At 66.4% G+C, this 23,981-nt stretch carries 21 protein-coding genes, 1 tRNA gene and 1 pseudogene; 19 read left to right on the top strand and 4 right to left on the bottom strand.

Translation table 11 applies throughout. The features are described from left to right. Positions 1 to 128 precede the first annotated feature (128 nt). Positions 129 to 692, top strand: coding sequence for a DUF1566 domain-containing protein (locus IPK65_05805; protein MBK8162662.1), 564 nt, complete (start codon positions 129 to 131; stop codon positions 690 to 692). A gap of 135 nt (positions 693 to 827) precedes the next feature. On the opposite strand, the gene IPK65_05800 is transcribed toward IPK65_05805, so the two are convergent. Continuing rightward, positions 828 to 903: transfer RNA gene (locus tag IPK65_05800), tRNA-Glu, on the bottom strand. A 134-nt stretch (positions 904 to 1,037) separates the two neighbouring features. Between IPK65_05800 and pcnB the strand changes: the two genes are divergently transcribed. From pcnB to IPK65_05770, 6 genes are all read left to right on the top strand, one after another. Then, a complete protein-coding gene (gene pcnB, locus IPK65_05795) occupies positions 1,038 to 2,375 on the top strand; it encodes a polynucleotide adenylyltransferase PcnB (GenBank protein ID MBK8162661.1) in 1,338 nt (445 codons plus the stop codon). A 54-nt stretch (positions 2,376 to 2,429) separates the two neighbouring features. Further along, entirely contained in the window at positions 2,430 to 2,972 is a 543-nt protein-coding gene (folK, locus tag IPK65_05790; protein ID MBK8162660.1) for a 2-amino-4-hydroxy-6-hydroxymethyldihydropteridine diphosphokinase, read from the top strand. Continuing rightward, positions 2,953 to 3,603 (top strand): deoxynucleoside kinase, encoded by a 651-nt coding sequence (locus tag IPK65_05785; GenBank protein MBK8162659.1) that lies wholly within the window; start codon positions 2,953 to 2,955, stop codon positions 3,601 to 3,603. Before folK ends, IPK65_05785 begins: the two co-directional genes overlap by 20 nt. Positions 3,604 to 3,633: 30 nt before the next feature. After that, positions 3,634 to 4,443 (top strand): 3-methyl-2-oxobutanoate hydroxymethyltransferase, encoded by an 810-nt coding sequence (gene panB, locus IPK65_05780; GenBank protein ID MBK8162658.1) that lies wholly within the window; start codon positions 3,634 to 3,636, stop codon positions 4,441 to 4,443. Beyond that, positions 4,443 to 5,297 (top strand): pantoate--beta-alanine ligase, encoded by an 855-nt coding sequence (locus IPK65_05775; GenBank protein MBK8162657.1) that lies wholly within the window; start codon positions 4,443 to 4,445, stop codon positions 5,295 to 5,297. The genes panB and IPK65_05775 overlap by 1 nt, the downstream gene beginning before the upstream one ends. Before the next feature lie 115 nt (positions 5,298 to 5,412). Further along, a complete protein-coding gene (locus IPK65_05770; protein ID MBK8162656.1) occupies positions 5,413 to 5,793 on the top strand; it encodes an aspartate 1-decarboxylase in 381 nt (126 codons plus the stop codon). Positions 5,794 to 5,874: 81 nt separating this feature from the next. Here IPK65_05770 and ppc read toward each other — a convergent pair whose 3' ends face one another. Together ppc and glgA are read right to left on the bottom strand one after the other, a co-directional pair. Next, on the bottom strand, positions 5,875 to 8,691 hold the full coding sequence (gene ppc / locus IPK65_05765) for a phosphoenolpyruvate carboxylase (GenBank protein MBK8162655.1): 2,817 nt from the start codon (positions 8,689 to 8,691) through the stop codon (positions 5,875 to 5,877). A gap of 58 nt (positions 8,692 to 8,749) precedes the next feature. Then, positions 8,750 to 10,228, bottom strand: a complete 1,479-nt coding sequence (gene glgA / locus IPK65_05760) for a glycogen synthase GlgA (GenBank protein ID MBK8162654.1) — start codon at positions 10,226 to 10,228, stop codon at positions 8,750 to 8,752. 318 nt (positions 10,229 to 10,546) lie between these two features. On the opposite strand from glgA, the gene gnd reads away from it, so the two are divergent. From gnd to pgi, 3 genes are read left to right on the top strand one after another with little or no spacing between them, the layout of a single operon-like run. After that, complete coding sequence (gnd, locus tag IPK65_05755) at positions 10,547 to 11,470, top strand: decarboxylating 6-phosphogluconate dehydrogenase (GenBank protein ID MBK8162653.1); 924 nt, start codon at positions 10,547 to 10,549, stop codon at positions 11,468 to 11,470. Continuing rightward, on the top strand, positions 11,436 to 12,977 hold the full coding sequence (locus IPK65_05750) for a glucose-6-phosphate dehydrogenase (protein MBK8162652.1): 1,542 nt from the start codon (positions 11,436 to 11,438) through the stop codon (positions 12,975 to 12,977). Before gnd ends, IPK65_05750 begins: the two co-directional genes overlap by 35 nt. 8 nt (positions 12,978 to 12,985) lie before the next feature. Further along, positions 12,986 to 14,626 (top strand): glucose-6-phosphate isomerase, encoded by a 1,641-nt coding sequence (gene pgi / locus IPK65_05745; protein MBK8162651.1) that lies wholly within the window; start codon positions 12,986 to 12,988, stop codon positions 14,624 to 14,626. 25 nt (positions 14,627 to 14,651) lie between these two features. Here pgi and can read toward each other — a convergent pair whose 3' ends face one another. Next, positions 14,652 to 15,254, bottom strand: coding sequence for a carbonate dehydratase (gene can / locus IPK65_05740; GenBank protein MBK8162650.1), 603 nt, complete (start codon positions 15,252 to 15,254; stop codon positions 14,652 to 14,654). A 106-nt stretch (positions 15,255 to 15,360) separates the two neighbouring features. On the opposite strand from can, the gene truA reads away from it, so the two are divergent. The 9 genes and pseudogenes from truA (at position 15,361) to purF (ending at position 23,872) form a co-directional block, all read left to right on the top strand. Further along, the gene (gene truA / locus IPK65_05735) at positions 15,361 to 16,140 is read left to right on the top strand and encodes a tRNA pseudouridine(38-40) synthase TruA (GenBank protein ID MBK8162649.1); all 780 of its coding nucleotides are present in this window, start codon (positions 15,361 to 15,363) and stop codon (positions 16,138 to 16,140) included. 105 nt (positions 16,141 to 16,245) lie between these two features. After that, entirely contained in the window at positions 16,246 to 16,887 is a 642-nt protein-coding gene (locus tag IPK65_05730; protein ID MBK8162648.1) for a phosphoribosylanthranilate isomerase, read from the top strand. Between the two features lie 34 nt (positions 16,888 to 16,921). Further along, a complete protein-coding gene (trpB, locus tag IPK65_05725) occupies positions 16,922 to 18,148 on the top strand; it encodes a tryptophan synthase subunit beta (protein MBK8162647.1) in 1,227 nt (408 codons plus the stop codon). Beyond that, positions 18,145 to 18,957: a tryptophan synthase subunit alpha gene (locus tag IPK65_05720; protein ID MBK8162646.1), complete on the top strand. Its 813-nt coding sequence runs from the start codon at positions 18,145 to 18,147 to the stop codon at positions 18,955 to 18,957. The genes trpB and IPK65_05720 overlap by 4 nt, the downstream gene beginning before the upstream one ends. A gap of 64 nt (positions 18,958 to 19,021) precedes the next feature. Further along, on the top strand, positions 19,022 to 19,882 hold the full coding sequence (locus IPK65_05715) for an acetyl-CoA carboxylase carboxyltransferase subunit beta (GenBank protein MBK8162645.1): 861 nt from the start codon (positions 19,022 to 19,024) through the stop codon (positions 19,880 to 19,882). 79 nt (positions 19,883 to 19,961) lie between these two features. Beyond that, positions 19,962 to 21,261 (top strand): annotated as a pseudogene (folC, locus tag IPK65_05710) (bifunctional tetrahydrofolate synthase/dihydrofolate synthase). 17 nt (positions 21,262 to 21,278) lie between these two features. Next, positions 21,279 to 21,818: an SPOR domain-containing protein gene (locus tag IPK65_05705; GenBank protein ID MBK8162644.1), complete on the top strand. Its 540-nt coding sequence runs from the start codon at positions 21,279 to 21,281 to the stop codon at positions 21,816 to 21,818. A gap of 23 nt (positions 21,819 to 21,841) precedes the next feature. Beyond that, positions 21,842 to 22,366: a CvpA family protein gene (locus IPK65_05700; protein ID MBK8162643.1), complete on the top strand. Its 525-nt coding sequence runs from the start codon at positions 21,842 to 21,844 to the stop codon at positions 22,364 to 22,366. A 3-nt stretch (positions 22,367 to 22,369) separates the two neighbouring features. Then, positions 22,370 to 23,872: an amidophosphoribosyltransferase gene (purF, locus tag IPK65_05695; protein MBK8162642.1), complete on the top strand. Its 1,503-nt coding sequence runs from the start codon at positions 22,370 to 22,372 to the stop codon at positions 23,870 to 23,872. Positions 23,873 to 23,981 lie beyond the last annotated feature (109 nt).

Below are 23,981 nucleotides of genomic sequence, written 5' to 3'. Positions count from 1 at the left end.
GGGTGCCCCTGATGATGAATAACAACGTTTGATGGCTGTATACTGAATCCCTCACGGGTGTTACGCCCGTGAGGGATTTTTGTATCCGGCAAGCTCAAATGCGGCCCAGAGATGTGCGGAGGGATTTAATGAAAGCAAGATTCGTCCCGGTTGTTATAGTGTTATCGGCGTGGCTGCTGGGCTCGGAGGCCTGGGCCGCACAGGAGTGCCGAGCGAATATCACTGAATCGACGCCGAGCAGCAGTTTTGAACTGCATGAAAATGGTACGGTGACTCACAAGGATACCGGCCTGATGTGGATGCGCTGTGCGATCGGTCAGTCCTGGGACGGCCATGGATGCCGGGGCCAGCAGCGCGAGTTCACCTGGGCGGAGGTGGCGCAGGAGGTCGAGCGACTCAACAAGGAGGGATATGCCGGCTTCAATGATTGGCGCTATCCGGTGATTCCCGAGCTCGCATCGATCGTCGAGCGCAAGTGTTTCTTCCCCCGGGTCAATTCGACGGTATTCCCGAATACACCGAATGTCCTGTTCTGGAGCGGCATGGAGAGGCGCGGCATACCGGAAGAAGCCTATGCGCTCGATTTCGGCGGGGGCGAGGCCAATCCCCAGGCGAAGACGATGAAAGGCGCGGCGCGTCTCGTGCGGGGCGGACCCTGGTGGAAGCCGCCGCAGATGATGCCCGCCGAGTAATCACCCGCAGTCAGACCAGACTCAGCGGCCTGTCCCGGCATGATCCGGGCAGGCCCTGACCATCCGGAAGGCACAGGCCCGATCCCGGCGGGGGCAAGGCGCCCCGCACCGATGTTTCTAAGCTATTGATCAGGTTGGCGCTCCCTAGGGGTTTCGAACCCCTGTTCCCGCCGTGAGAGGGCGGTGTCCTAGGCCGCTAGACGAAGGGAGCGTGTGTGATTTAAACCGGGGATGCGGGACAGTAGGATGTCCCACGAATTTCGGCTATTATACGGTTCTTCTGTGAATGTACAACCTATTGATAATAATTCAGGAATAACCTAGCCAGCAGAAAGGGACAGCGTCATCACCAAGCCCCTCGTTATTCCCCGTTCCGAACACAGCCTATCCCGGACGGGGATCAATCAAAATGCATTGAAGGTCTTGTACCGACTCAGGGAGGCGGGTTACGCCGCCTATCTCGTCGGCGGCTGCGTGCGCGACATGCTCCTGGGTCGCGAGCCCAAAGACTTCGATGTCTCCACCGACGCCCACCCCGAGCAGGTCAAGGCGCAGTTCCGCAACTGCCGCCTGATCGGACGCCGGTTTCATCTGGCGCATGTCCACTTCGGGCGCGAGATCATCGAGGTCGCGACCTTCCGCGCCCTCGCCTCCGACGGAGACGACTCGGAGAACCGCCTGGTCGAGGACGGCAGGATCATCCGCGACAATGTCTACGGGACGGTCGAGGAAGATGCCTGGCGCCGGGACTTCACCGTCAATGCGCTGTACTACAACATCGACGACTTCAGCGTCGTCGACTACGTGGGTGGCGTCGAGGATCTGCGCGCGGGTGTCCTGCGACTGATCGGCGATCCGGAGACGCGTTACCGCGAAGATCCGGTGCGCATGCTGCGCGCGGTGCGTTTCGCCGTCAAACTCGGGTTCCGCCTGCATCCGCAGACGGAGGCCCCGCTGCGTGCGCTGGCGCCGCTGCTGGCGAGCATCTCGCCCGCGCGCCTCTATGAAGAGGTGCTCAAGCTGTTCCTGGGCGGGAGCGCCGAACAGACGGTGGAGATGCTGCGCCACTACGATCTCTTTCAGCACCTGTTTCCCGCCACCGAGCGCACCATGAGCGCGGCGCGCGAGGGTGTGCCTGCGGCGATGGTGATGCGCGCCGCCGCCAATACCGACGCCAGGATCGCGCAGGACAAGCCGGTCACGCCCGCCTTCCTGTACGCCGCCTTCCTGTGGGCGCCGATGCGCGAACGGGCGCTCGAGCTGCAGGAGCAGGGGCAGCCCGAACTGCCCGCGCAACAGCAGGCGGCGGGCGAGGTCATGCAGGAACAGAGCCAGCACGCCATACTGCCGCGCCGTTACGCGCTCCCGATGCGCGAAATCTGGCAGATGCAGCCGCGTCTGCAGCGCAACGCCGGCAAGAAGGCGCTGCGCCTGCTGGAGCATCCGCGGTTCCGTGCCGCCTACGATTTCCTGCTCCTGCGCTGCGAAGCGGGCGAGGAACTGCGCGAGCTGTGCGAGTGGTGGACGAGCATGCAGGAAACGGACGAGGCGGGGCGCACTACCTTGCTGGAGCAGCCGGCGGCGAAGCCGGCGGGTGAGGGCGCGCGCCGGCGCCGGCGCCGGGGCGGCCGCCGCCGCGGCGGAAACGCGGGGGCGGGCGAACCGAAGGGTGACCAGCCGTAGCGTGCCCCGGAGGTGTGAATCCGGGACGGCGGAAGCAGTGTGGACGGTCGGCAAATGGCGAAGCCCTGTGCAGGTTCAGACGGCGCCGGGGTGCGGGCCTACATCGGCGTGGGCAGCAACCTCGATGACCCGCTGCGCCAGGTCGAGCGGGCCTTCGCCGCGCTGGCGGATCTGCCCGCAAGCCGCCGCCTGGCGGTATCCTCCCTGTACCGGAGCCGCCCGCTCGGAGATATCGCGCAGCCGGATTTCATCAACGCTGTCGTGCTGCTGGAGACGCGGCTGCCCGCGCCAGAACTGCTGGACGAGCTGCTCGCCATCGAGGAGCGCCAGGGGCGCACGCGGCGTCCGGGCGAGCGCTGGGGTCCGCGCAGCCTGGATCTCGACCTGCTGCTCTACGGCGACCGTGAATTCAGCAGTCCGCGGCTGACGGTGCCGCATCCGGAAATGGTTCGGCGCGATTTCGTTCTGTATCCTATGTTCGAGATCGATCCTGAACTGGTGATACCCGGAGCCGGAAGCCTGCGCGACTGCCTGCAGCGCTGTCCGCGGCGCGGGCTGCAACGAATGGAGAAGCGCGATGAAACCGCCGCGTCGTAACTACATCGTGGTCGAGGGGCCGATCGGCGTCGGCAAGACCACCCTGGCCAAACGCCTCGCGGCGACCTTTCACAGCGAGCTGCTGCTGGAGGGTGCGGCGGAGAATCCGTTTCTCGAGCGCTTCTACCGCAATCCGCGCGAGGCGGCGCTGCCCACGCAGCTGTATTTCCTGTTTCAGCGCGCGCGCCAGCTGCAGGGGCTGCGCCAGGGCGATATTTTCCAGCCCGTCCGCATCTCCGACTTCCTGATGCAGAAGGACCGCCTGTTCGCCAGCCTGACGCTCGATGACGAGGAGCTCAAGCTGTACGAGCAGGTGTATAATCAGATGACGTTCGATGCCCCGGTGCCGGATCTGGTGATTTACCTGCAGGCGCCGGCGGAGATACTCCGCAGCCGCATCCGCGCCCGCGGCATCGCCCACGAGCAGTTGATCGAGGCGGATTACCTGCAGCGGGTGGCGGACGCCTATGCACGATTCTTTCATTACTACGACACGTCGCCGCTGCTGATCGTGAACGCCACCGAGATCGATCCGGTCAACAACGGGCGCGACTACGAGGCACTGGTGGACCGCATCCACGGTATCAGCAGCGGCCGCCACTATTTCAACCCATTGCCGCTCGCTCTGTAGCGCAGCGGCCGGAACGGGTCGCCGACAGCCATGTCCCCTGAGCAAACAGAAGTCACGCTGTCCACTCTGCGCGCGCTGAAGCGGCAGGGCGGGAAATTCGCCTGCGTTACCGCCTATGACGCGAGCTTCACCCGCATCCTCGAGGCGGCGGGCGTCGACGTGCTGCTGGTGGGCGACTCCCTCGGGATGGTCGTGCAGGGTCATGACACGACCCTGCCCGTCACGCTCGACGACATGGTCTACCACACGCGCTGCGTCGCCCGCGCACGGCGGCGCGCGCTGATCATGAGCGACATGCCGTTCATGAGCGCCGCCGCGCCCGAGCAGGCGCTGGCCAATGCGGCGCGGCTGATGCAGGAGGGCGGCGCCCATGTCGTCAAGATCGAGGGCGGCCGCATCATGGCGGACGCCGTGCGCCTGCTGAGCGGACACGGGTTGCCGGTATGCGCCCATCTGGGCCTGCTGCCGCAGTCGGTGCGCAAGCTGGGCGGCTACCAGGTGCAGGGACGCGATGATCGCGCCGCGGCGATGCTGCTCGAGGACGCGAAGATCCTCGAACAGGCGGGGGCGGATGTCCTGCTGCTGGAATGCGTGCCCGCGGCGCTGGCGGCCCGGATCACCGCCGCCACCGAACTGCCGGTGATCGGCATCGGTGCGGGTGCGGGGTGCGACGGCCAGGTGCTCGTGCTCTATGACATGCTGGGCGTCACGCCAGGCAGGCGTCCGCGCTTCTCCATGGATTTTCTCGCCGGCCGCGGCAGCGTGCAGGCGGCCGTCGAAGAGTACGTGCGCGCGGTGAAGGCGGGCGAGTTCCCCGGCGCCGAGCACGCATATACCTGATGCTGCTGCCGGTCACGCGCGGGGAGATCGAGGACGTCACCGGCAGCTGGCGCCGCGCCGGGGAGAGGATCGCCTTCGTCCCCACCATGGGCAACCTGCACGCCGGCCATCTGGAGCTGGTGCGTGCGGCGCGGCAGATCGCGGTTCGCGTCGTCGTCAGCATCTTCGTCAATCCCCTGCAATTCAACGACGGCGACGACCTCGCGGCGTATCCGCGCACGCCGGAAGAGGATCGCTCCCTGCTGCGCACGGCCGGCGTCGACGCGCTGTTCATGCCGGACGCCGCGGCGGTCTATCCGCGCGGCATGGAGGCGGCCACCCGCATCGAGGTGCCCGGCCTGTCCTCCATCCTGTGCGGCGAATTCCGTCCCGGCCATTTCAGCGGCGTGGCGACCGTCGTCGCCGCGCTGTTCAACCTGGTGCGTCCGGACGCGGCCGTATTCGGCGAGAAGGACTACCAGCAACTGCTCGTCATCCGGCGCCTGGTCGAGGATCTCCATTTCCCGCTTGAGATCGTCGGCGTGGCGACCGTGCGCGAAGCGGACGGCCTGGCGTACAGCTCGCGCAACCGCTACCTCTCGCCGCCGGAACGCCGGCAGGCGCCCGAACTGTATCGCGTACTGTGCGGCGTGCGTGACGGGATCCTGGAAGGTGGGCGCGACTACCCCGTACTGGCGGAATCCGCGCGTCGGCGCCTGGAGTCCGCGGGATTCCAGCCCGAATACCTGGGCGTGAGACGGGCCGGTGATCTGGCGCCGGCGGGGCCGGCGGACCGCGCCTTGCGCGTGCTGGCTGCGGTACGTCTCGGCAAGGCGCGCCTCATCGATAACATCGCGGTCGAACTGCCCGCCTAACTCCCGCTGGAGCAAGGCAATTTCGGCCGCGAGTTTGTATCCCGGCCGTATGATGCTAAAATCGCTGGAAATTCCATGCAGCTCATGCCGTTAATGAGCAAAGGCGAACCGATAGATGCAACGCACCCTGCTGAAGGCGAAACTTCACCGCGCCCGCGTCACCCATTCCGAACTGGAATACGAGGGCTCGATGGCGATCGACGAGGCGTTGCTGGAGGCTGCGGGTATTCTCGAGTTCGAGCAGATCCAGGTCTACAATCTCGCGAACGGCGAGCGCTTCACCACCTACGCCATCCGCGCGGAGCGCGATTCCGGCATCATCTCGGTGAACGGCGCCGCGGCGCACAAGGCGTCACCGGGCGACCGCGTCATCATCTGCATCTACGCGACCCTGAGCGCCCAGGAGCTGGCCAACCACAAGCCGACCCTGGTGTATGTCGACGAGAACAACCGCATCACCCACACCCGCAATCACATCCCGCGCCAGGTCGCCTGACCGGGCCGGCGCACCTTCCAATTTTAATGCAGGATGCCGCACGCGGCCGGGGTTTCCCGGCGGCCCGCGGCGAGAGTTCGTTCAGCCGGTGTTGCGCATGCCCGCCGCGATCGCGTTGATGGAGCGCAGCAGGGGGTTGACCCACGCGGCCTGTTCCTCCACCCCGAGCTCCGGGTCGCGGCTGCGTTTCAGCAGGGTGATCTGGATGTGGCTGAGCGGGTCGAGATAGGGGTTGCGGCGTGTCAGGGACAGCGCCAGCGCGGGATTCTCCTCGATCAGCTGTTTTGCCTTGGCGACCGCCAGGGTGTGCTCGACGGTGTGGCGGTATTCCTCGCTGATCATGCCGTAGATCGTGGCCGCCAGCTTGCGGTCACTGCACAGCACCGCGTATTCCCCCGCGATCGTCATGTCGGCCTTGAACAGTGACATCTGGGTGTTACTGAGCAGGGCGCGGAAGAAGGGCCACTGGCGGTACATCGTGCGCAGTTCCTCGAGCCGCCTGGGGTCGTCTTTGCACCAGTGCTGCAGCGCCGATCCGATGCCGTACCAGGCCGGCAGCGTGTGGCGCGACTGCGCCCAGCCGAATACCCAGGGGATGGCGCGGATCGATGACTTGGTGCGGTCGGTCTTGCGGCGGTGGCTCGGGCGCGAGCCGATGTTCAGCAGGCCGATCTCGTTGACCGGCGTGGCTTCGTAGAAATAGTCGAGCAGCCCGGGGGTTTCATCCACCAGGCGGCGGTAGGCGGCCTCACCGAGCCGGGCGAGCTGGTTCATGATCTCGTGGTGGCGGCGGACCTGTTTCTTCGCCGGGAGCACCAGGCTCTTGCTCGCCTTGAGCAGGCCGGTGATGCCTACGCCGAGCTCATAAATGGCGGTCTCCTTGTTGCTGTATTTATAGGAGACCATCTCGCCCTGTTCGGTGAACTTGATGCGGCCCTGCACGGTGCCGGGCGGCTGCGACAGGATGGCCTCGTGCGTTGGTCCGCCGCCGCGCCCGATGGTGCCGCCGCGGCCGTGAAACAGCCGGCACTCGATTTTGTGCTCCGCCGTGAGCGCCATGATCTTGATCTGCGCCTGGTACAGTGCCCAGGAGGACGCCAGGATGCCGCCGTCCTTGCAGGAATCGGAATAGCCCAGCATGATCTCCTGCACGTTCCCCGCGGCCTTGAGCAGCGCCATGTAGGTCGGGCTGTTGAACAGATCCTGCATCACCGGCTCGATGCGATTGAGGTCGTCGATGGTCTCGAACAGGGGCGAAACGCTCAAGTGGCAGTACCACGATTTGTCCTCCTTGCGCCCCAGCAGCCTCGCCTGGCGCGCGAGGAACATCACCTCCATGACGTGGCTCGCCGAGTGCGTCATCGAGATGACGTAGCTGCCGAAGGCCTCGGCGCTGACCTCGGCGCGCAGGGCGGCCATGGTCTCGAACACATCCAGCGTTTCCTGCGTGGCCGGCGTCAGCGCACTGCGATCGATGCGCAGCGGTTCGCGCTCGATATGGCGCGACAGCAGCTTGTACCGTCCGGCCTCGTCGAGTTCCGTGTACTCCGTGCCCTCGGCGGCCCTGAGCAGCTCGGCGACCGCCTCGGTGTGGCGCGAGGACTCCTGGCGCAGATCCAGCTGGACCAGGAAGAAACCGAAGGTCTCGACCAGCCGGATCAGATCCTTGAGGCCGAGTTCGGTGATGTTCTGGTCGCCGTGCGATCGCAGCGAATCGCGGATCAGGCACAGGTCGCGCAGCAGGTCCTGCGCACTGTCGTACGAGGCGCGCGGCGGCGAGGCCGCCTCGCCTTCCAGTCGCCGCTGCATGTGGTTCAGCATCTGCTGCAGGCGGAAGCGCATGATGTAGAGCTTGCGGCGGTAGGGTTCATTGCGGAAGCGTTCGGCATCCTCGAGCGCCGGTTCGGCGTAACGCTCGTCATCGTCGAGGCTCGCGAGCAGCGCCGCCGATGGCGAGCACAGCAGCTTCGACTGGGTCAGTTCGTGGCCGAGCTGGCTGATCCGCGGCAGGTACTCCCTGAGTGCCGCGATGGCGTGCAGGCGCACGGCCACTGCCGTGACCTCCGGCGTGACGTTGGGGTTGCCGTCACGGTCGCCGCCGACCCAGGAGCCGAAGCGCACGAAGCTCGGGACGACGATGCCCGCGCCCGCCCCGTTCTCGTCGCCGTAGATTCGGTCCAGGGTTTTTTCCAGTTCCCGGTACATCGCCGGCACGGCCTGGAACAGGCTGTCCTGGAAGTAGTAGATGCCGTGGCGGATCTCGCCGATCACGTTCGGTTTCTGTCCGCGCACCTCGTCGGTCTTCCACAGCGTCTGGATCTCGGCCTCCAGCAGCTGATGCACCTCCTCGCGTTCCTCCCGTGACAGTTGCGCATCGTCGAGCTGCTGGCTGGTCACGAAGATCCGGCGCAGGATCTGCATGATGGTGTGCCGCTTGGCCTCGGTCGGATGGGCGGTGATGACGGGGTTGTAGCTCAGCCGGTCGAGCATGCTCTGCAGCTGCGCCGTGCTGATCTTCTCGCGGCGGAAGCCGCGCAGGGCCTCCTCGAAGGAGCCTGTCCAGAGGGGTTTACCGACGCGCCGCTGGCGCTGCCGCAGCTGGTGCTGGAACACTTCCTCGGCCAGATTGACCAGGCTGAAGTAGGTGCTGAAGGCCCGCACCACGTGGGTGACGATCTCGGGATCCAGCCGGCGGATGAGGCGGGTGAGCGCCGCGCGCTTGCGCGGAGACTCCTCCTTATGCAGCTTGATGTAGCCCTTGCGCAGCGTCTCGACCGCCGCGAATACGCGGCCGCCGGCCTGCGAATGGAGCACGTTGCCGAGCAGGTTTCCGAACAGCTTGACGCGTGCGCGCAGCTTCTGGTCGTGCAGCGCCAAACTGGCATCTTTGCGGGTCATGCGTGCGGCGTGTTTTTCGATGACCGTCTTGTTCATGGGCAGGGCGCATTATAGCCGATCAACCGGCCCCGCGCGCGGCGGCGAGCACGGCGGTGCGCTGATAGAGTTCCACGTACTGGTGCGCGCTCTGACGCCAGCCGAACTCCTGCTGCATGGCGACATAGGCCAGGCGTTTCCACGCGCGCGGCTGCCGGTAGCAGGCCAGCGCCCGGTCGAGGGCGGCGAGCAGCGCGGCGGGCGTCGGTTCGTCGAAGATGAAACCGGTGGCCGATCCGCGCCGCAGGGTCTCCTCGGTGGCGTCGATCACGGTGTTGGCGAGCCCGCCGGTGCGGTGCACCACGGGTACCGTGCCATAGCGCAGGCTGTAGATCTGGTTGAGTCCGCAGGGCTCGTAGCGGGACGGCATCAGGAAGATGTCGGAGCCCGCCTCAATCTGGTGCGCGAGCTCTTCGTTATAGCCGAAGTGCGCCGCCACCCGCCCGGGATAGGCGGCGACCGCCTGGCGCAGTTGCTGTTCGAGCAGCCGGCTCCCGCTCCCGAGCACGAGCACTTGCGCCGGCTGGCGCATGAGCTGGGGCAGGGCGGCGAGCATGAGGTCGAAGCCCTTCTGTTCGGCCAGCCGTCCGATCATGCCGACGAGCGGCGTCGCGCCGTCGACCGCGAGCTCGAAGCGCTGCTGCAGCGCGGCCTTGTTGACGGCCTTCTTGTGCAGGCTGAAGGCGTTGTATCTCTGGTAGATATACGGGTCCTTGGCCGGATTCCATTCCTTGTAGTCGGCCCCGTTGAGGATCCCGATGAGCCGTTCGGAACGATGCCGCAGCAGGTTCTCGAGCCCGCAGCCGAACTCAGGCGTGCATATCTCCTGCGCGTATTGCGGGCTTACCGTGCTGAGCATGTCCGCGTAGGCGATGCCGCCCTTGATGAAGGAGAGCTGGCCGTAGTACTCGAGACCATGCATCGACCACAATTCGGGCGGCAACACCAGCCGGTCGAAAGTCCCCGCGGGGAACAGACCCTGGTACGCCAGGTTGTGGATGGTGAACAGGGTGGCGGGACGTTCCGCGTGGCGCGTCAACAAAGCGACGGCCAGCCCCCCCTGCCAGTCATTGCAATGCACCAGGTCGGGGCGCCAGGAGAGGCCGGCCCGGTCCATGCCGACGGCCTCGGCCGCGCGGGCGAACACCGTGAAGCGTTCGGCGTTGTCCGGCCAGTCGCTGCCGTCGGGTCCGAGGTAGGGCCCCCCCTCGCGATCGAAATGGGGCGGAGAATCAACCAGCCAGATCTTGATCGAAGTCCCCGGCAGCGTGGTTTCGAGCAGGCGCACCGGTTCCTCCGCCGGCGGGCAGCGGAACGCGGCGATCTCGCGGACGGAGCCCACGGTGTCGAGTACGCTCCGGTAGGCCGGGAGGAGCATGCGGATATCGCGCCGCAGCGCCTTGATCGCCTTCGGCAGGCTGGCGGAGACATCGGCCAGACCTCCGGTCTTGATCAGGGGGTGGATCTCACTGGTGACGAAAAGGATCTTGTTGACGCTCATGATCGTTGGTGCGAGGATTTCTGCCTTCGCTGGTCTTGTCAGTCTGTGGTCTGGCGGCAGAAAGTACGCCAGCATGGCAGGTTCGGTGTTCCGGCCGTATCCCGGATCGATGCGCCCCGGCTTAATAAATCACCGGGCGAGTCGATATCTCCAAGGATGGTTTTTAATCTCCCTGCGTAGAAGTTACCATACGGCACGTCGGGAAGCATGGCGGAGCGGCGGGGCGCCGCGGTTACACGGACTTTATCCCATATATCAAACTAGAGTTCAATTCTCGCCGCGAAACACTTGCGAGAACATTATAGAGGAAGCCGGACGATGAAACTTGGCATGATTGGACTGGGCAAGATGGGTGGCAACATGGTGCGCCGCCTGCGCCGGGCCGATTTCGAGGTTGTCGGATTCAGTCCGGCCGAGGAAGAGCGGAAGGCGCTGGTGGACGAGGTCGGCATGATCGGCGCGCCCAACATCGGCGGCCTGATCAAGCGCCTGGATTCTCCCTGCGTCGTCTGGGTCATGGTGCCGAGCGGGGATGCCACCGAGAAGGCCATGAAGGAGCTGGAGCGGCGCCTCTCGTCCGGTGACATCGTGGTGGACGGCGGGAATTCCAGCTACAAGGATACGCAGCGGCGCGGCGCGATGCTCGCCCAGTCCGGCATCGGCATGGTCGACGTCGGCACGTCGGGCGGTGTGTGGGGTCTGGAGAACGGCTATTGCCTGATGGCCGGGGGCGAAAAGGTCCATGTCAAGGCGATCGAGCCGATCCTGAAGGCCCTGGCGCCGGCGCCCGATCGCGGTTGGGCGCACGTCGGTCCGCGCGGGGCAGGGCATTTCACCAAGATGATCCACAACGGCATCGAATACGGCATGATGCAGGCCTACGCGGAAGGCTTCGCGCTGCTGCGCGGCAAGAAAGAATTCTCCCTCGACCTGGCGCAGGTGTCCGAGCTCTGGCGCCACTCTTCCGTGGTGCGCAGCTGGCTGCTCGACCTGACCGCCGACGCGCTGGCCATCGACCAGCAGTTCGACGACGTCTCTCCGGTGGTGGCGGATTCCGGCGAGGGCCGCTGGACGGTTGCCGAGGCGATCAACCAGGGCATCCCGGCGCCGGTGATCAGCCTGGCGCTGCACATGCGTTTCGCCAGCCAGCACGGCGGCGATTATGCCAACAAGATGCTGGCCGTGATGCGGAACGCGTTCGGCGGCCATGCGATCACGGCGCGGGACAAGGACGGAAAATAATTCCATGGATCAGTGCACGCTTGTCATCTTCGGGGCGACAGGGAACCTCACGCGCATCAAGCTGATGCCGGCGCTGTTCTCGCTTGAAGTCGAGGGTCGGCTGCCGGAGAAGATGACGATCGTCGCCTTCGCGCGCCGCGAGTGGAACAACGAGCGCTGGTGCGACGAGGTCGCCACCATGCTCGCGGAGAAATATCCGCAGGGCTACGACCCGGCCGCCTTCGAGCGCTTCCGCGCCCGGCTGCACTACGCGCAGGGCAGCTTCGACGACGCCCAGGCCTACGTGCGCCTCGGCGAGAAGCTCGCCAACAACGGCCTGTTCTCCCCCAACGTGATCTTCTACATGGCCATCCCGCCGGCGGATTTCGGCCCGGCGATCGAGCATCTGAGCGCGGTCGGCCTGCTGAAACAGGGCGGCGGATGGCGCCGGGTGGTGATTGAGAAGCCCTTCGGCTACGACCTGCTCAGCGCGCAGTCGCTGCAGCAGGGCATCACGCGCCATCTCGACGAGCAGCAGATCTACCGCATCGACCATTACCTGGGCAAGGGCACGGTACAGAACATCCTGGTGTTCCGCTTCGCCAACCTGCTGCTCGAGCCGCTGTGGAACCGCGATTACGTTGACCACGTACAGATCACCCATTCCGAGGTGCGCGGCATCGAGGGGCGGGCCGGCTATTACGAAGGCGCCGGGGCGCTGCGCGACATGCTGCAGAGCCATCTGATGCAGCTGCTCGCACTGGTGGCGATGGAGCCGCCCGCGATGATGGACGCCGAATCGCTGCGTGACGAGAAGGTAAAGGTGCTGAAGTCGATCCGCCCGATCACGCAGAACGCGGTGCACGCGCATGCGTTCCGCGGCCAGTACGCGCCGGGGACTGTCGGCGGCAGGGCGGTTCCGGGCTACCTGGAGGAGGAGGGCGTCGACCCGGGCAGCACCACCGAGACCTACGCCGCCCTCAAGCTCTACGTCGACAACTGGCGCTGGCGCGGCGTACCGTTCTACCTGCGCACCGGCAAGCGTATGGCCGAGGCCAGCTCAGCGATCACCATCCGCTTCAAGGAGCCGCCGCACCATCTGTTCCGCAACACCCACCTGGAGCGCATCAATCCGAACTGGCTGCTGATGGGCATCCAGCCGAATGAATGCCTGAAGATGGAGATCCAGGTCAAGGTGCACGGCCTGGAGATGCGCACCCGTACCATCAGCCTGGATGCGAGCTACCGTTCCAAGGACGACAAGGAGTCGGACGCCTATGAGGAACTGCTGCTCGACACCATGAAGGGCGATCACTCGCTGTTCCTGCGTTATGACGAGGTCGAGTGGGCCTGGCGCGTGGTCGATCCGGTGCTCAAGGTGTGGTCCATGGAGCGCGACTTCATCAACACCTACGCCTCCGGCACCTGGGGGCCGCGCGGGACCTACCGGCTGTTCGACCGTGACGACCAGTTCTGGCGCCACAAGCTCAGCGTCGACGGCAGCGACGTCGGTTCCGAAGCCTATTGAGTCCTTCCATGTCTGCGCTGACACGGTCTTCCGCCTGGCACGCCCTGGAGGCGCACTACGAGCAGGTCAGGGACGTCCACATGCGCGACCTGTTCCGCGCCGACGCGAAACGGTTCGAATCGTTCTCCCTCCGGCTCGGCGATTTCCTGGTCGACTACTCGAAGAACCGCATCACCGCCGAGACCATGGGCCTGCTCGCGGAGCTGGCCCGCCAGGCCGGCGTGCCCGAGCAGATCGGGCGCATGTTCGGCGGAGAGAAGATCAATTTCACCGAGAACCGCGCTGTGCTGCATACCGCGCTGCGCAACCGCTCAGGCCGCCCCGTATTCGTCGAAGGCGTGGACGTCATGCCGAAGGTCGGCGCGGTGCTGGCCAGGATGCGGACCTTCAGCTCCGCCGTGCGCAACGGGGACTGGAAAGGGTACACCGGCAAGAAGATCACTGACATCGTCAACATCGGCATCGGCGGATCGGACCTCGGACCGGCGATGGTGACGCGCGCGCTCCGGCCCTATGTGCGCACCGGCCTGCGCGTGCATTTCGTCTCCAACGTCGACGGCACGCAGATCATCGAAACCCTGAAGCAGAAGCCGCCCGAGCAGACGCTGTTCATCATCTCGTCGAAGACCTTCACCACCCAGGAGACGCTCGCCAACGCGCGTACGGCGCGCGACTGGTTTGTGCAGTCGACCGGGGACGAGGGCGCCGTAGCCAAGCATTTCGTCGCGCTCTCGACCAACGCGCGCGAGGTCGCCGCCTTCGGCATCGATCCCGCCAACATGTTCGAGTTCTGGGACTGGGTCGGCGGGCGTTACTCGCTGTGGAGCGCCATCGGCCTGTCCATCGCGATCGCGATCGGGATGGACAATTTCGAGCTGCTGCTGGAGGGCGCCCATGCGATGGACGAGCATTTCCGCACGGCGCCGATCGAGCAGAACATCCCCGTGGTGCTCGGCCTGCTCGGGGTGTGGTACAACAACTTTTTCGGCGCGCGCAGCCATGCCATCCTGCCCTATGACCAGTACATGGAGCGCCTGCCCGCCTACCTGCAGCAGGCCGACATGGAGAGCAACGGCAAGGGCGTCGACCGCGCCGGCGCAGCGGTCGACTACGCGACCGGTCCGGTCATCTGGGGCGAGCCGGGCACCAACGGGCAGCATGCGTTCTACCAGCTGATCCATCAGGGCACCGCGCTGGTCCCCGCGGACTTCATCGCACCGGCGCGCTCGCACAATCCGGTCGGGACGCACCACAAGATACTGCTGTCGAACTTCTTCGCGCAGACCGAGGCGCTGATGCGCGGCAAGACGGCGGAGGAGGTGCGGCGCGAGCTGACGGTGGCCGGCCTGGGCGGCGACGCGCTGGAGCGCCTGCTCCCGCACAAGGTGTTCGAGGGAAACCGGCCGACCAATTCGATCCTGTTCCGCAGCCTCACGCCGTACTCGCTCGGCATGCTGCTCGCGATGTACGAGCACAAGATCTTCACGCAGGGCGTGATCTGGAACATCAACTCCTTCGACCAGTGGGGCGTGGAGCTCGGCAAGCAGCTCGCCGCGTCAATCCTGCCCGAGCTCGCCGACGCCGGCCCCGCGCACGCGCACGACGCCTCGACCAACGGCCTGATCAACCACTACAAGTCGCTGAAGTAAGCGCCGCGCCGCCGGCGCTTCCCGGTCACGGAATGCCCGGGAAGCGCACCTCGAGGTCCTTGAGTATTCCGTCCGTGATATCGTAGATCAGGCCGTGGATGGTCAGCGTCTGTCCGCGCTGCAGGGCCTGCTGGACGATGGTGGTCCGGTAGACCTTCTTCGCCTGCTCCACGACGTTGAGCTCGCACATGAGCGCGAGCCGGCGCGCCACTTCAGGTTCCGCGTCGACGCGCTCGCGGTGCACTTCGTAGATCTCGCGCACGTTGTGAATCCAGTTGTCGATCAGACCGTGCGCCTGGTCCTCCAGCGCCGCCTTGACGCCGCCGCAGCCGTAGTGCCCGCATACGATGATGTGCTTCACGCGAAGGATGTCGACCGCGTACTGCAGGACCGAAAGGCAATTGATGTCGGTGTGGATTACAATATTCGCCACGTTGCGATGGACGAACAGCTCGCCCGGCGGCAGGCCGACGATCTCGTTGGCGGGCACGCGGCTGTCGGAGCAGCCGATCCACAGGTATTCCGGCGTCTGCTGCTCGGTCAGGTGCCTGAAGAAGTCGGGGTCGACGCGCGTCATGCGCTGCGCCCAGCGCTTGTTGTTGTCGAACAGGTCCTTTAATGGATGCATGATGGCCCGCGCTCCGGTACTGACGAATGATGATTATAGAGAATGATGAAGCTCTCCGCCTCCCCGCCGCGGCCGCCGGGAGGCGGCGGACCCGGTGCGTCCGCTGATGCGCATCGCCCTGGGCGTGGAATACGCGGGGACGCACTTCTGCGGCTGGCAGCTGCAGCAGGGCGTACGCACCGTGCAGGCCTGCGTGGAGGAGGCGCTCGGCCGCATCGCCGATCACCCGGTGCGCGTTGCCTGCGCCGGCCGCACCGATACGGGCGTGCACGCGCTCGGCCAGGTCGTGCATTTCGATACCGCGGCGGAACGCCGGCCCCGCTCCTGGGTGTTTGGAGCCAACACCTACCTCCCGCCGGACGTCAGCGTGCGCTGGGCGCTGCCCGTGGCGGAGGATTTTCATGCGCGCTTCCTGGCCGTGCGGCGCCATTATCGCTACGTGATCCACAATACGCCGGTGCGTCCCGCCGTTCCGGCTGCGGCGGTCGCGTGGGAATACCGCGCGCTCGATGCGGCCAGGATGCAGGCCGCCGCCGCCCACCTGCTCGGGCGGCACGATTTTTCCTCCTATCGCGCCTATGCCTGCCAGGCCAGAAGCCCGGTGCGCACGGTGCAGCGCCTGGATGTGGAACGCCGCGGCGAATTCGTCGTCATCGACATCGTGGCCGACGCCTTTCTGCATCACATGGTGCGCAATATCGCGGGCGTCCTGATCGCCATCGGTGCCGGCGAGCAGGCAACGGAATGGTCGCGCGAGGTCCTGGAACACAGGGACCGCCGCCTGGGCGGTGTGAACGCGGCGCCCGCCGGGCTGTATTTCGTGGGCGCGGAATATCCCGGGCAGTATGGCATCCCGTATGCGCCGGACCGGCCCGGCGTCTGGTGACGGCGGATAGGGGCGGGACGCCGGCGGCGTGCGCGGGATTTGACCGCTGATCAATAGATTGACTTTCCCCTTTCATCCATTCTCGAGTATCTTGTATCCGAATCTATGCGCACACGTGTTAAGATCTGCGGCATTACCCGGGCCGAGGACGCGGTGACGGCCGCGGCGCTCGGCGCGGATGCGATCGGGCTGGTGTTCTACGGTCAGAGTCCGCGCTGCGTGGATGTCGCGCGGGCGGCCGAGATCGCGGCGGGGCTACCGGTGTTCGTCCATGCGGTGGGCCTGTTCGTCGACGCCGGCCCCGCGGAGATCGAGGCCGTGCTCGGGCGGGTCCGCATCGACATCCTGCAATTCCACGGCGACGAACCCCCGTCGAGCTGCCGTATCTTCGGCCTGCCCTACATCAAGGCGGTGCGCATGCGCCCGGGCACCGATGTGCGGGCGGAGGCGGAGCGTTACCATGACGCCCGCGCGCTTCTGCTCGACGCCTATCGCCCGGGGACGCCGGGGGGAACCGGGGCGACGTTTCCCTGGGGCGAGATTCCCGCGCGGCCGGGCGCGCACATCCTGCTGGCCGGGGGATTGACGCCGGACAACGTCGCGGATGCAATTCGGGCTGCGCGTCCGTACGGCGTCGACGTGAGCGGCGGCGTCGAATCGGCCAGGGGCATCAAGGATGCCGCGCGCATGGCCGCCTTCTTCGCGGCTGTGCGGCGCGTTGACGCGGAGGGTGTCCGCGAGGCGTAATGCTATGGCCATTCACATTCCAGGATAGATATTCATGGCGAATCGAACGGCGGGCAGCAAGACGCCCGACTTGAACAGCATGCCGGACGCGAACGGGCATTTCGGCCCCTACGGCGGGCGCTTCGTGGCGGAGACCCTGATGGCGCCGCTGGAAGAGCTGCGGCTGGCCTATGAGCGCTACCTCCATGATCCCGACTTCATGGCCGAGATCGACCGCGACCTGCAGCACTACGTGGGCCGGCCCTCGCCGCTGTATCACGCCGAGCGCTGGAGCCGCGAACTGGGCGGGGCGCAGATCTACCTCAAGCGCGAGGATCTCAATCACACCGGGGCGCACAAGATCAACAACACCGTCGGCCAGGCCCTGCTCGCGCGCCGCATGGGCAAGCGGCGCGTCATCGCGGAGACCGGCGCGGGCCAGCATGGCGTGGCCACCGCCACGGTGGCGGCGCGCTTCGGCATGGAGTGCGTGGTCTACATGGGCGCCGAGGACATCAGGCGCCAGTCCATCAATGTCTACCGCATGCGCCTGCTCGGCGCGGAAGTGGTCCCGGTCGAATCGGGATCGCGCACGCTGAAGGACGCGCTGAACGAGGCCATGCGCGACTGGGTCACCAACGTCGACACGACCTTCTACATCATCGGCACGGTGGCCGGCCCGCATCCCTATCCCGCCATGGTGCGCGACTTCCAGGCCGTGATCGGGCGCGAGGCGCGCGCGCAGTGCCTTGCGCAGACGGGGCGCCTGCCGGATGCGCTGGTGGCCTGCGTCGGCGGCGGCTCGAACGCGATCGGGCTGTTTTATCCGTTCCTGCGCGACGACGTCGTCCTGTACGGCGTCGAGGCCGCCGGCGACGGCATCAGCACCGGCCACCATGCGGCGCCCCTGTGCGCCGGGCGGCCGGGCGTGCTGCACGGCAACCGCACCTACCTGATGATGGATGCCGACGGGCAGATCATCGAGACCCATTCGATCTCGGCCGGACTGGATTATCCCGGCGTCGGGCCCGAGCATGCATGGCTGAAGGACAGCGGGCGGGCGAACTACGTCTCCATCACCGACGACGAGGCGCTGGACGCCTTTCATACCCTGACCCGGGTGGAGGGCATCATCCCGGCGCTGGAGTCCAGCCACGCGGTGGCCTACGCCGCGCGACTCGCGCCATCGCTGGACAAGGACCGCATCATTGTCGTCAACCTGTCCGGCCGCGGCGACAAGGACATCCACACGGTCGCCGCGCGCGACGGGATCAAGGTATGAGCCGCATCGAAGGATGTTTCGGGCGGCTGCGCGCCGCGGGGAAGAAGGCCCTCATCCCGTATGTGACCGCGGGCGATCCTTCCCCCGCGTTGACGGTGCCCCTCATGCACGCCATGGCGGCGGCCGGCGCCGACATCATCGAACTCGGTGTGCCGTTCTCCGATCCCATGGCCGACGGACCGGTGATCCAGCGCGCGAGTGAGCGCGCACTGGCCCATCACGTCAGCCTGCGCACGGTGCTGGACATGGTGCGGCAGTTCCGGCGCGACGACCGCACGACGCCGGTGGTGCTGATGGGATACCTCAATCCGGTCGAGGCCATGGGTTACGACGCCTTCGCACAGGCGGCGGCGGAGGCCGGGGTCGACGGCACGCTGATCGTGGATATGCCGCCCGAGGAGGCCGGCGACCTGCTCGGCGCGCTCGAGGGACGCGGCCTCGATCCGATCTTCCTGGTCGCCCCGACCAGCACGCCGGACCGCCTGCGCGGAATCAGTGCGGCCGCGCGGGGATTCATCTATTATGTTTCGCTGAAAGGGGTCACCGGCGCCGCCCACCTCGACGTGGCATCGGTCCGGGACCGGGTGGCGGAGATCCGCGGCTGCACGGACCTGCCGATCGGGGTCGGATTCGGCATCCGGGACGCGGCCGCGGCGGCGGCCGTCGCCGCGGTGGCCGACGCGGTGGTGGTCGGGAGCGCGCTGGTGAAGATCATCGAGGATGCCGGGGAAGATACCGCGAGCATCGCCCCCGTGATCGGCGCCCGCCTGGCAGAGATGCGCCGGGCGATCGATGCGCCCGCCCGCTGAGGGCCTGCGCGGCGTTTGTGCGCGGACATATACTGACGAGACTGGGCATGGATCCTGTTGAACTATGAACTGGTTTGAAAAACTGCTGCCATCGAAGATCCGCACGGAAGGCGTGCGCAAGAAATCCATTCCCGAAGGCCTGTGGACCAAGTGTAATTCCTGCAATCAGATCCTCTATCGCGCCGAGCTTGAGCGCAGCTACGGCGTGTGTCCGAAATGCGGTTTCCATGACCGCATCGGCGCCCGCGCGCGACTCGACATGTTCCTGGACTCCGAGCCGCGCGTCGAGATCGGGGCCGAGATCGAACCGCTGGACTTCCTGCGTTTCCGCGACTCCAAGAAGTACCGCGACCGCCTCATCCAGGCGCAGAAGTCGACCGGCGAGAAGGATGCGCTGATCGTCATGATGGGCAAGGTGAAGGGACTGCCGCTGGTCTCCGCGGCCTTCGAATTCAGCTTCATGGGCGGTTCGATGGGATCCGTGGTGGGCGAGCGCTTCGTGCGCGGCGTCAACATCTGCATCGAGCGCGGCATCCCGCTGGTGTGTTTCTCGGCCAGCGGCGGGGCGCGCATGCAGGAGGCGCTGGTCTCGCTCATGCAGATGGCGAAGACCAGCGCCGCGCTCGCCAGGATGAACGCCAAGGGTCTTCCGTTCATTTCCGTCATGACCGATCCCACCATGGGCGGGGTGTCCGCCAGCCTTGCCATGCTCGGCGACATCAACGCCGCGGAGCCCAACGCCCTGATCGGTTTCGCCGGTCCGCGCGTGATCGAGCAGACCGTGCGCGAGAAGCTGCCGGAGGGCTTTCAGCGCAGCGAATTCCTGCTCGAGCACGGGGCGATCGACATGATCATCGACCGGCGCAACATGCGCGACAAGATCCACAGCCTGCTGGCGATGATGACCAAGCGCCTGCCGGCGTGACGCACCCGTCCCGCCGCTTCGCGCGTGACGGATCGGCCCGGCTCCCGCGGGCCGGCACCGTCTCCTGAGTCCCTCCGCGATGCGTTTCGATACCCTGGAAGCCTGGCTCGCCTGGCTCGAACACCTGCACCCGCGCAGCATCGATCTCGGACTCGAGCGCGTGCGGCGCGTCGCGGAGGCGCTGGGGCTCGGCGCGACGCTGCCCTGTCCCGTGGTGACGGTGGCGGGCACCAACGGCAAGGGCTCCAGCGTCGCCCTGCTCGAATCCATCCTCTCCGCCGCCGGCCATCGCGTCGCGGCCTACACCTCGCCCCACCTGCTGCGTTACAACGAGCGCGTCCGCGTCGGCGCACGGGAGGCGTCCGATGCTGAGCTGTGCCGGGCCTTCGACCGCGTGGACCGCGCGCGCGGCGACGTCAGCCTGACCTATTTCGAGTTCGGCACGCTGGCGGCCTTCGACCATTTCGCGCGCGCGCGGCCCGACGTCGCCGTGCTGGAGGTCGGCATGGGGGGGCGCCTCGACGCGGTCAATCTGCTGGATTGCGACGTGGCGCTGGTGACCAGCATCGGCATCGACCACGTGGACTGGCTCGGGCACGACCGCGAGACCATCGGTGCGGAGAAGGCGGGGATCTTCCGCCGCGACCGTCCCGCAGTATGCAGCGATCCCGCGCCGCCGCTATCGCTGCCTTCCGCGGCCGCCGACCGCGGGGCGGTGCTGCACCTGCCGGGGCGCGATTTCGGCTGGGCGGCGGGGGATTCCGCCGCGGGCGCATGGACGTGGTGGGGCGGCGGCGCCCGCTGCGACGATCTGCCGGCGCCCGCCCTGGCGGGGCGCTTTCAGTACCACAACGCCGCGGGAGTATTGATGGCGCTGCGCCTGCTCGACGGGCGACTGGAGGTTCCCGCGCGCGGCACTGGAGGAAGGCCTGCGGCGGGTTTCCCTGCCCGGGCGGTTCCAGCGCCTGGTGGTGGACGGCGTGCCGTGCATCCTGGACGTCGCCCACAACACGGACGGCACGGCGGCGCTGGCGCGTTCGCTGGCGGACGCGCCCGTTCCGGGGCGCACGCACGCCGTGGCGGCCATTCTCGGCGACAAGGACATCGACGGCATGATATCGTCGCTCGCGCACGTCGTGGACGACTGGTACGTGGCCCCCCTGCCGGTGGAGCGGGCGGCGCCGGTCGAACGCCTCAGGGACAGCATCGCCGCCCGCGCGCAGGCGGAGGCCCGGATCGGCGCCGATGCGCAGGCCGCCTTTCGCGCCGCCGTCTCTGCGGCGCTCCCCGGTGACCGGGTTGTCGTGTTCGGCTCGTTCTATACCGTCGGTGCGGTATTGCGTGCGCTTCACGGCGGTGTCGCCGACGCCTCCTCTTAAGTTAGAATCTGCACGTCATGAAAGAGTACAGACAGCAGGAAGGTCCGCAGCCGAACCTGCGCCACCGTCTGGTCGGCGCGCTGGTCCTCGTCGCGCTGGCGGCGATCGTGGTCCCGCTGGTCCTCGATTTCAACGCCGAACAGTTCTATCCGGCCGGACGGGACAATATCCCGGAGCAGCCCGAGGATTTCCGCATAGAAGAGGTGCCGCTGGTCGCGGCGGGAGATGCCGGCACGCCGGAAGATGGGGCACGCGCCGGCGCGCCGGCGGTCCCCGCGGACGCGGCTGCGGGCAAACCGCCCGCGTGGGTGGTGCAGGTGGGCAGCTTTTCCAGCGAGGATAACGCCCGCACCCTGCGCGATCAGCTGCGCGCGCAGGGCTACAAGGCGGTTTTCATCGATCGCGAGGTGAAAGACGGAAAGCCGGTACTGCGCGTGCGCATCGGTCCCGAGATGGAGCGCGCCCGCAGCGAGCAGATGCGCGAAAAACTGGCCCGGGATATGAAACTGGAGGCGGTGGTGATCAGCTATGATTGGCGCGGCTCGCGCGCGGAATAGTGGTAGAATGAGGGCCTCGCCGGATGACGTGGCTTGACATAGTCATCGTCGCCGTCATCACGCTGTCGACGTTGCTGAGCCTGTTCCGGGGCGTTGTGAAAGAGGTGCTTTCGCTGGCGGTATGGGTGTTGTCCTTCTGGCTGGCCTTTCGTTACTCGTACCCGGCCTCCGGGCTGTTCGAGGGAGTGGTTCCATATGAAAGCGTCAGGATCGGTGCGGCCTTTCTGCTCGTGTTCATCGTGGTGCTGGTCGCCGGCATGCTGGTAAGCAGCCTCGCATCGCGCCTGGTGCAGGCGGGCGGCCTGGGCATCGCCGACCGCGCGCTCGGTGCGCTGTTCGGCGCGCTGCGCGGGGTCGTGGTGGTCGCCGTGCTGGTGATGCTGGCGGCGCTGACGCCGCTGGCGCGGAACGCGGCATGGCAGGACTCACGGATGGTCGGTCATTTCGCCATCCTGTCGGACTGGGCCACGGACGGGCTGGGCGGCGCGGCGGACGGGATAATGAAGTCGATCCCGCGGGACGCGGGCGAATTCGCGGACGGAGGGTAGGCGATGTGCGGCATTATCGGCGCGGTGCGCCGCAGCAATACGAACCAGTCGCTGTACGACGGACTTACGGTGCTGCAGCACCGCGGGCAGGACGCGGCGGGCATCATGACCTGCGAGGGCACCAAGTTCTTTCTGCGCAAGGACAACGGCCTGGTGCGCGACGTGTTCGACACCTCGCACATGATCAACCTGCGCGGAAACTGCGGCATCGGCCACGTGCGTTATCCCACGGCGGGCTGCACGCTGCCGTCCGAGGCGCAGCCGTTCTACGTCAACTCACCCTACGGCATCGCGCTCGCGCACAACGGCAACCTGATCAACGCGGAGCGGCTCAAGCAGGACCTGTTCCGCGAGGACAAGCGCCACATCAATACCGAATCCGACTCCGAGGTGCTGCTCAACATCTTCGCGCACGAGCTGCAGAAGAGCGGCAAGATGCACATTGACGAGAACGACATCTTCACCGCCGTCGCCGGCGTGCACCGCCGCTGCCGCGGCGGTTATGCCGTGATCGCCATGATCACCGGCTACGGCATCGTCGGCTTCCGCGATCCCTACGGCATCCGTCCCATCGTGTTCGGCAAGCGCGAGACCGACCAGGGCACCGAGTACATGATCGCCTCCGAGAGCGTCGCGCTCGACGTGCTGGACTTCGAGCTGGTGCGCGACATCGCCCCGGGCGAGGCCGTGTTCATCTCGATGGACGGCGCGCTCTATTCGCGCCAGTGCGCGGAGAATCCGCAGCATTCGCCCTGCATCTTTGAGTACGTCTACCTCGCGCGGCCGGACTCGGTCATCGACGACATCTACGTGTACAAGGCGCGCCTGCGCATGGGCGAGAAGCTGGCGGCGAAGATCAAGCGCGATTTTTCCGGCCATCACATCGACGTCGTAATCCCGATCCCCGATACCAGCCGCACCGCCGCGCTGGCGCTGGCCCAGGATCTTGGCGTCAATTACCGCGAGGGCTTCATCAAGAACCGCTACATCGGGCGCACCTTCATCATGCCGGGCCAGCAGATGCGCAAGAAGTCCGTGCGCCAGAAGCTCAACGCGATCGACCTCGAGTTCAAGGGCAAGAGCGTGCTGCTGGTGGACGATTCCATCGTGCGCGGCACGACCTCCGACGAGATCATCCGCATGGCGCGCGACGCCGGCGCGAAGAAGGTCTACTTCGCCTCGGCCGCGCCGCCGGTGCGCTATCCCAACGTCTACGGCATCGACATGCCGGCGGCGCACGAGCTGATCGCGCACAACCGCAGCGAGGAGGAGGTAGCGCAGAGGATCGGCGCGGACGCCGTGTTCTACCAGGATCTGGACGACCTGATCAGGGCGGTCGGCAAGGGCAACACGCGCATCAAGCGCTTCGATACCTCCTGTTTCAGCGGCGAATACGTCACCGGCGACGTGACCACGGAATACCTGCAGGCGCTGGAGCACCAGCGCAGCGACGAGAACAAGAGCCGGCGCGGCAAGGAGACGGGCGGCAGCATGCTGAGCCTGTAGCTGTCGGCGTGACGCCGGCTTGACAAGCCGCGGACCGTTTTTTAACCTTGCGATGAAAGCGCCGATTTGATCTTCAGCTTGCGGGCGCGTAACAAATGCGGCTAAAGCG

This window comes from Gammaproteobacteria bacterium (assembly GCA_016712635.1).
GTDB lineage: Bacteria > Pseudomonadota > Gammaproteobacteria > SZUA-140 > SZUA-140 > JADJWH01.
This window is presented reverse-complemented; position numbering and strand designations above follow the sequence as displayed.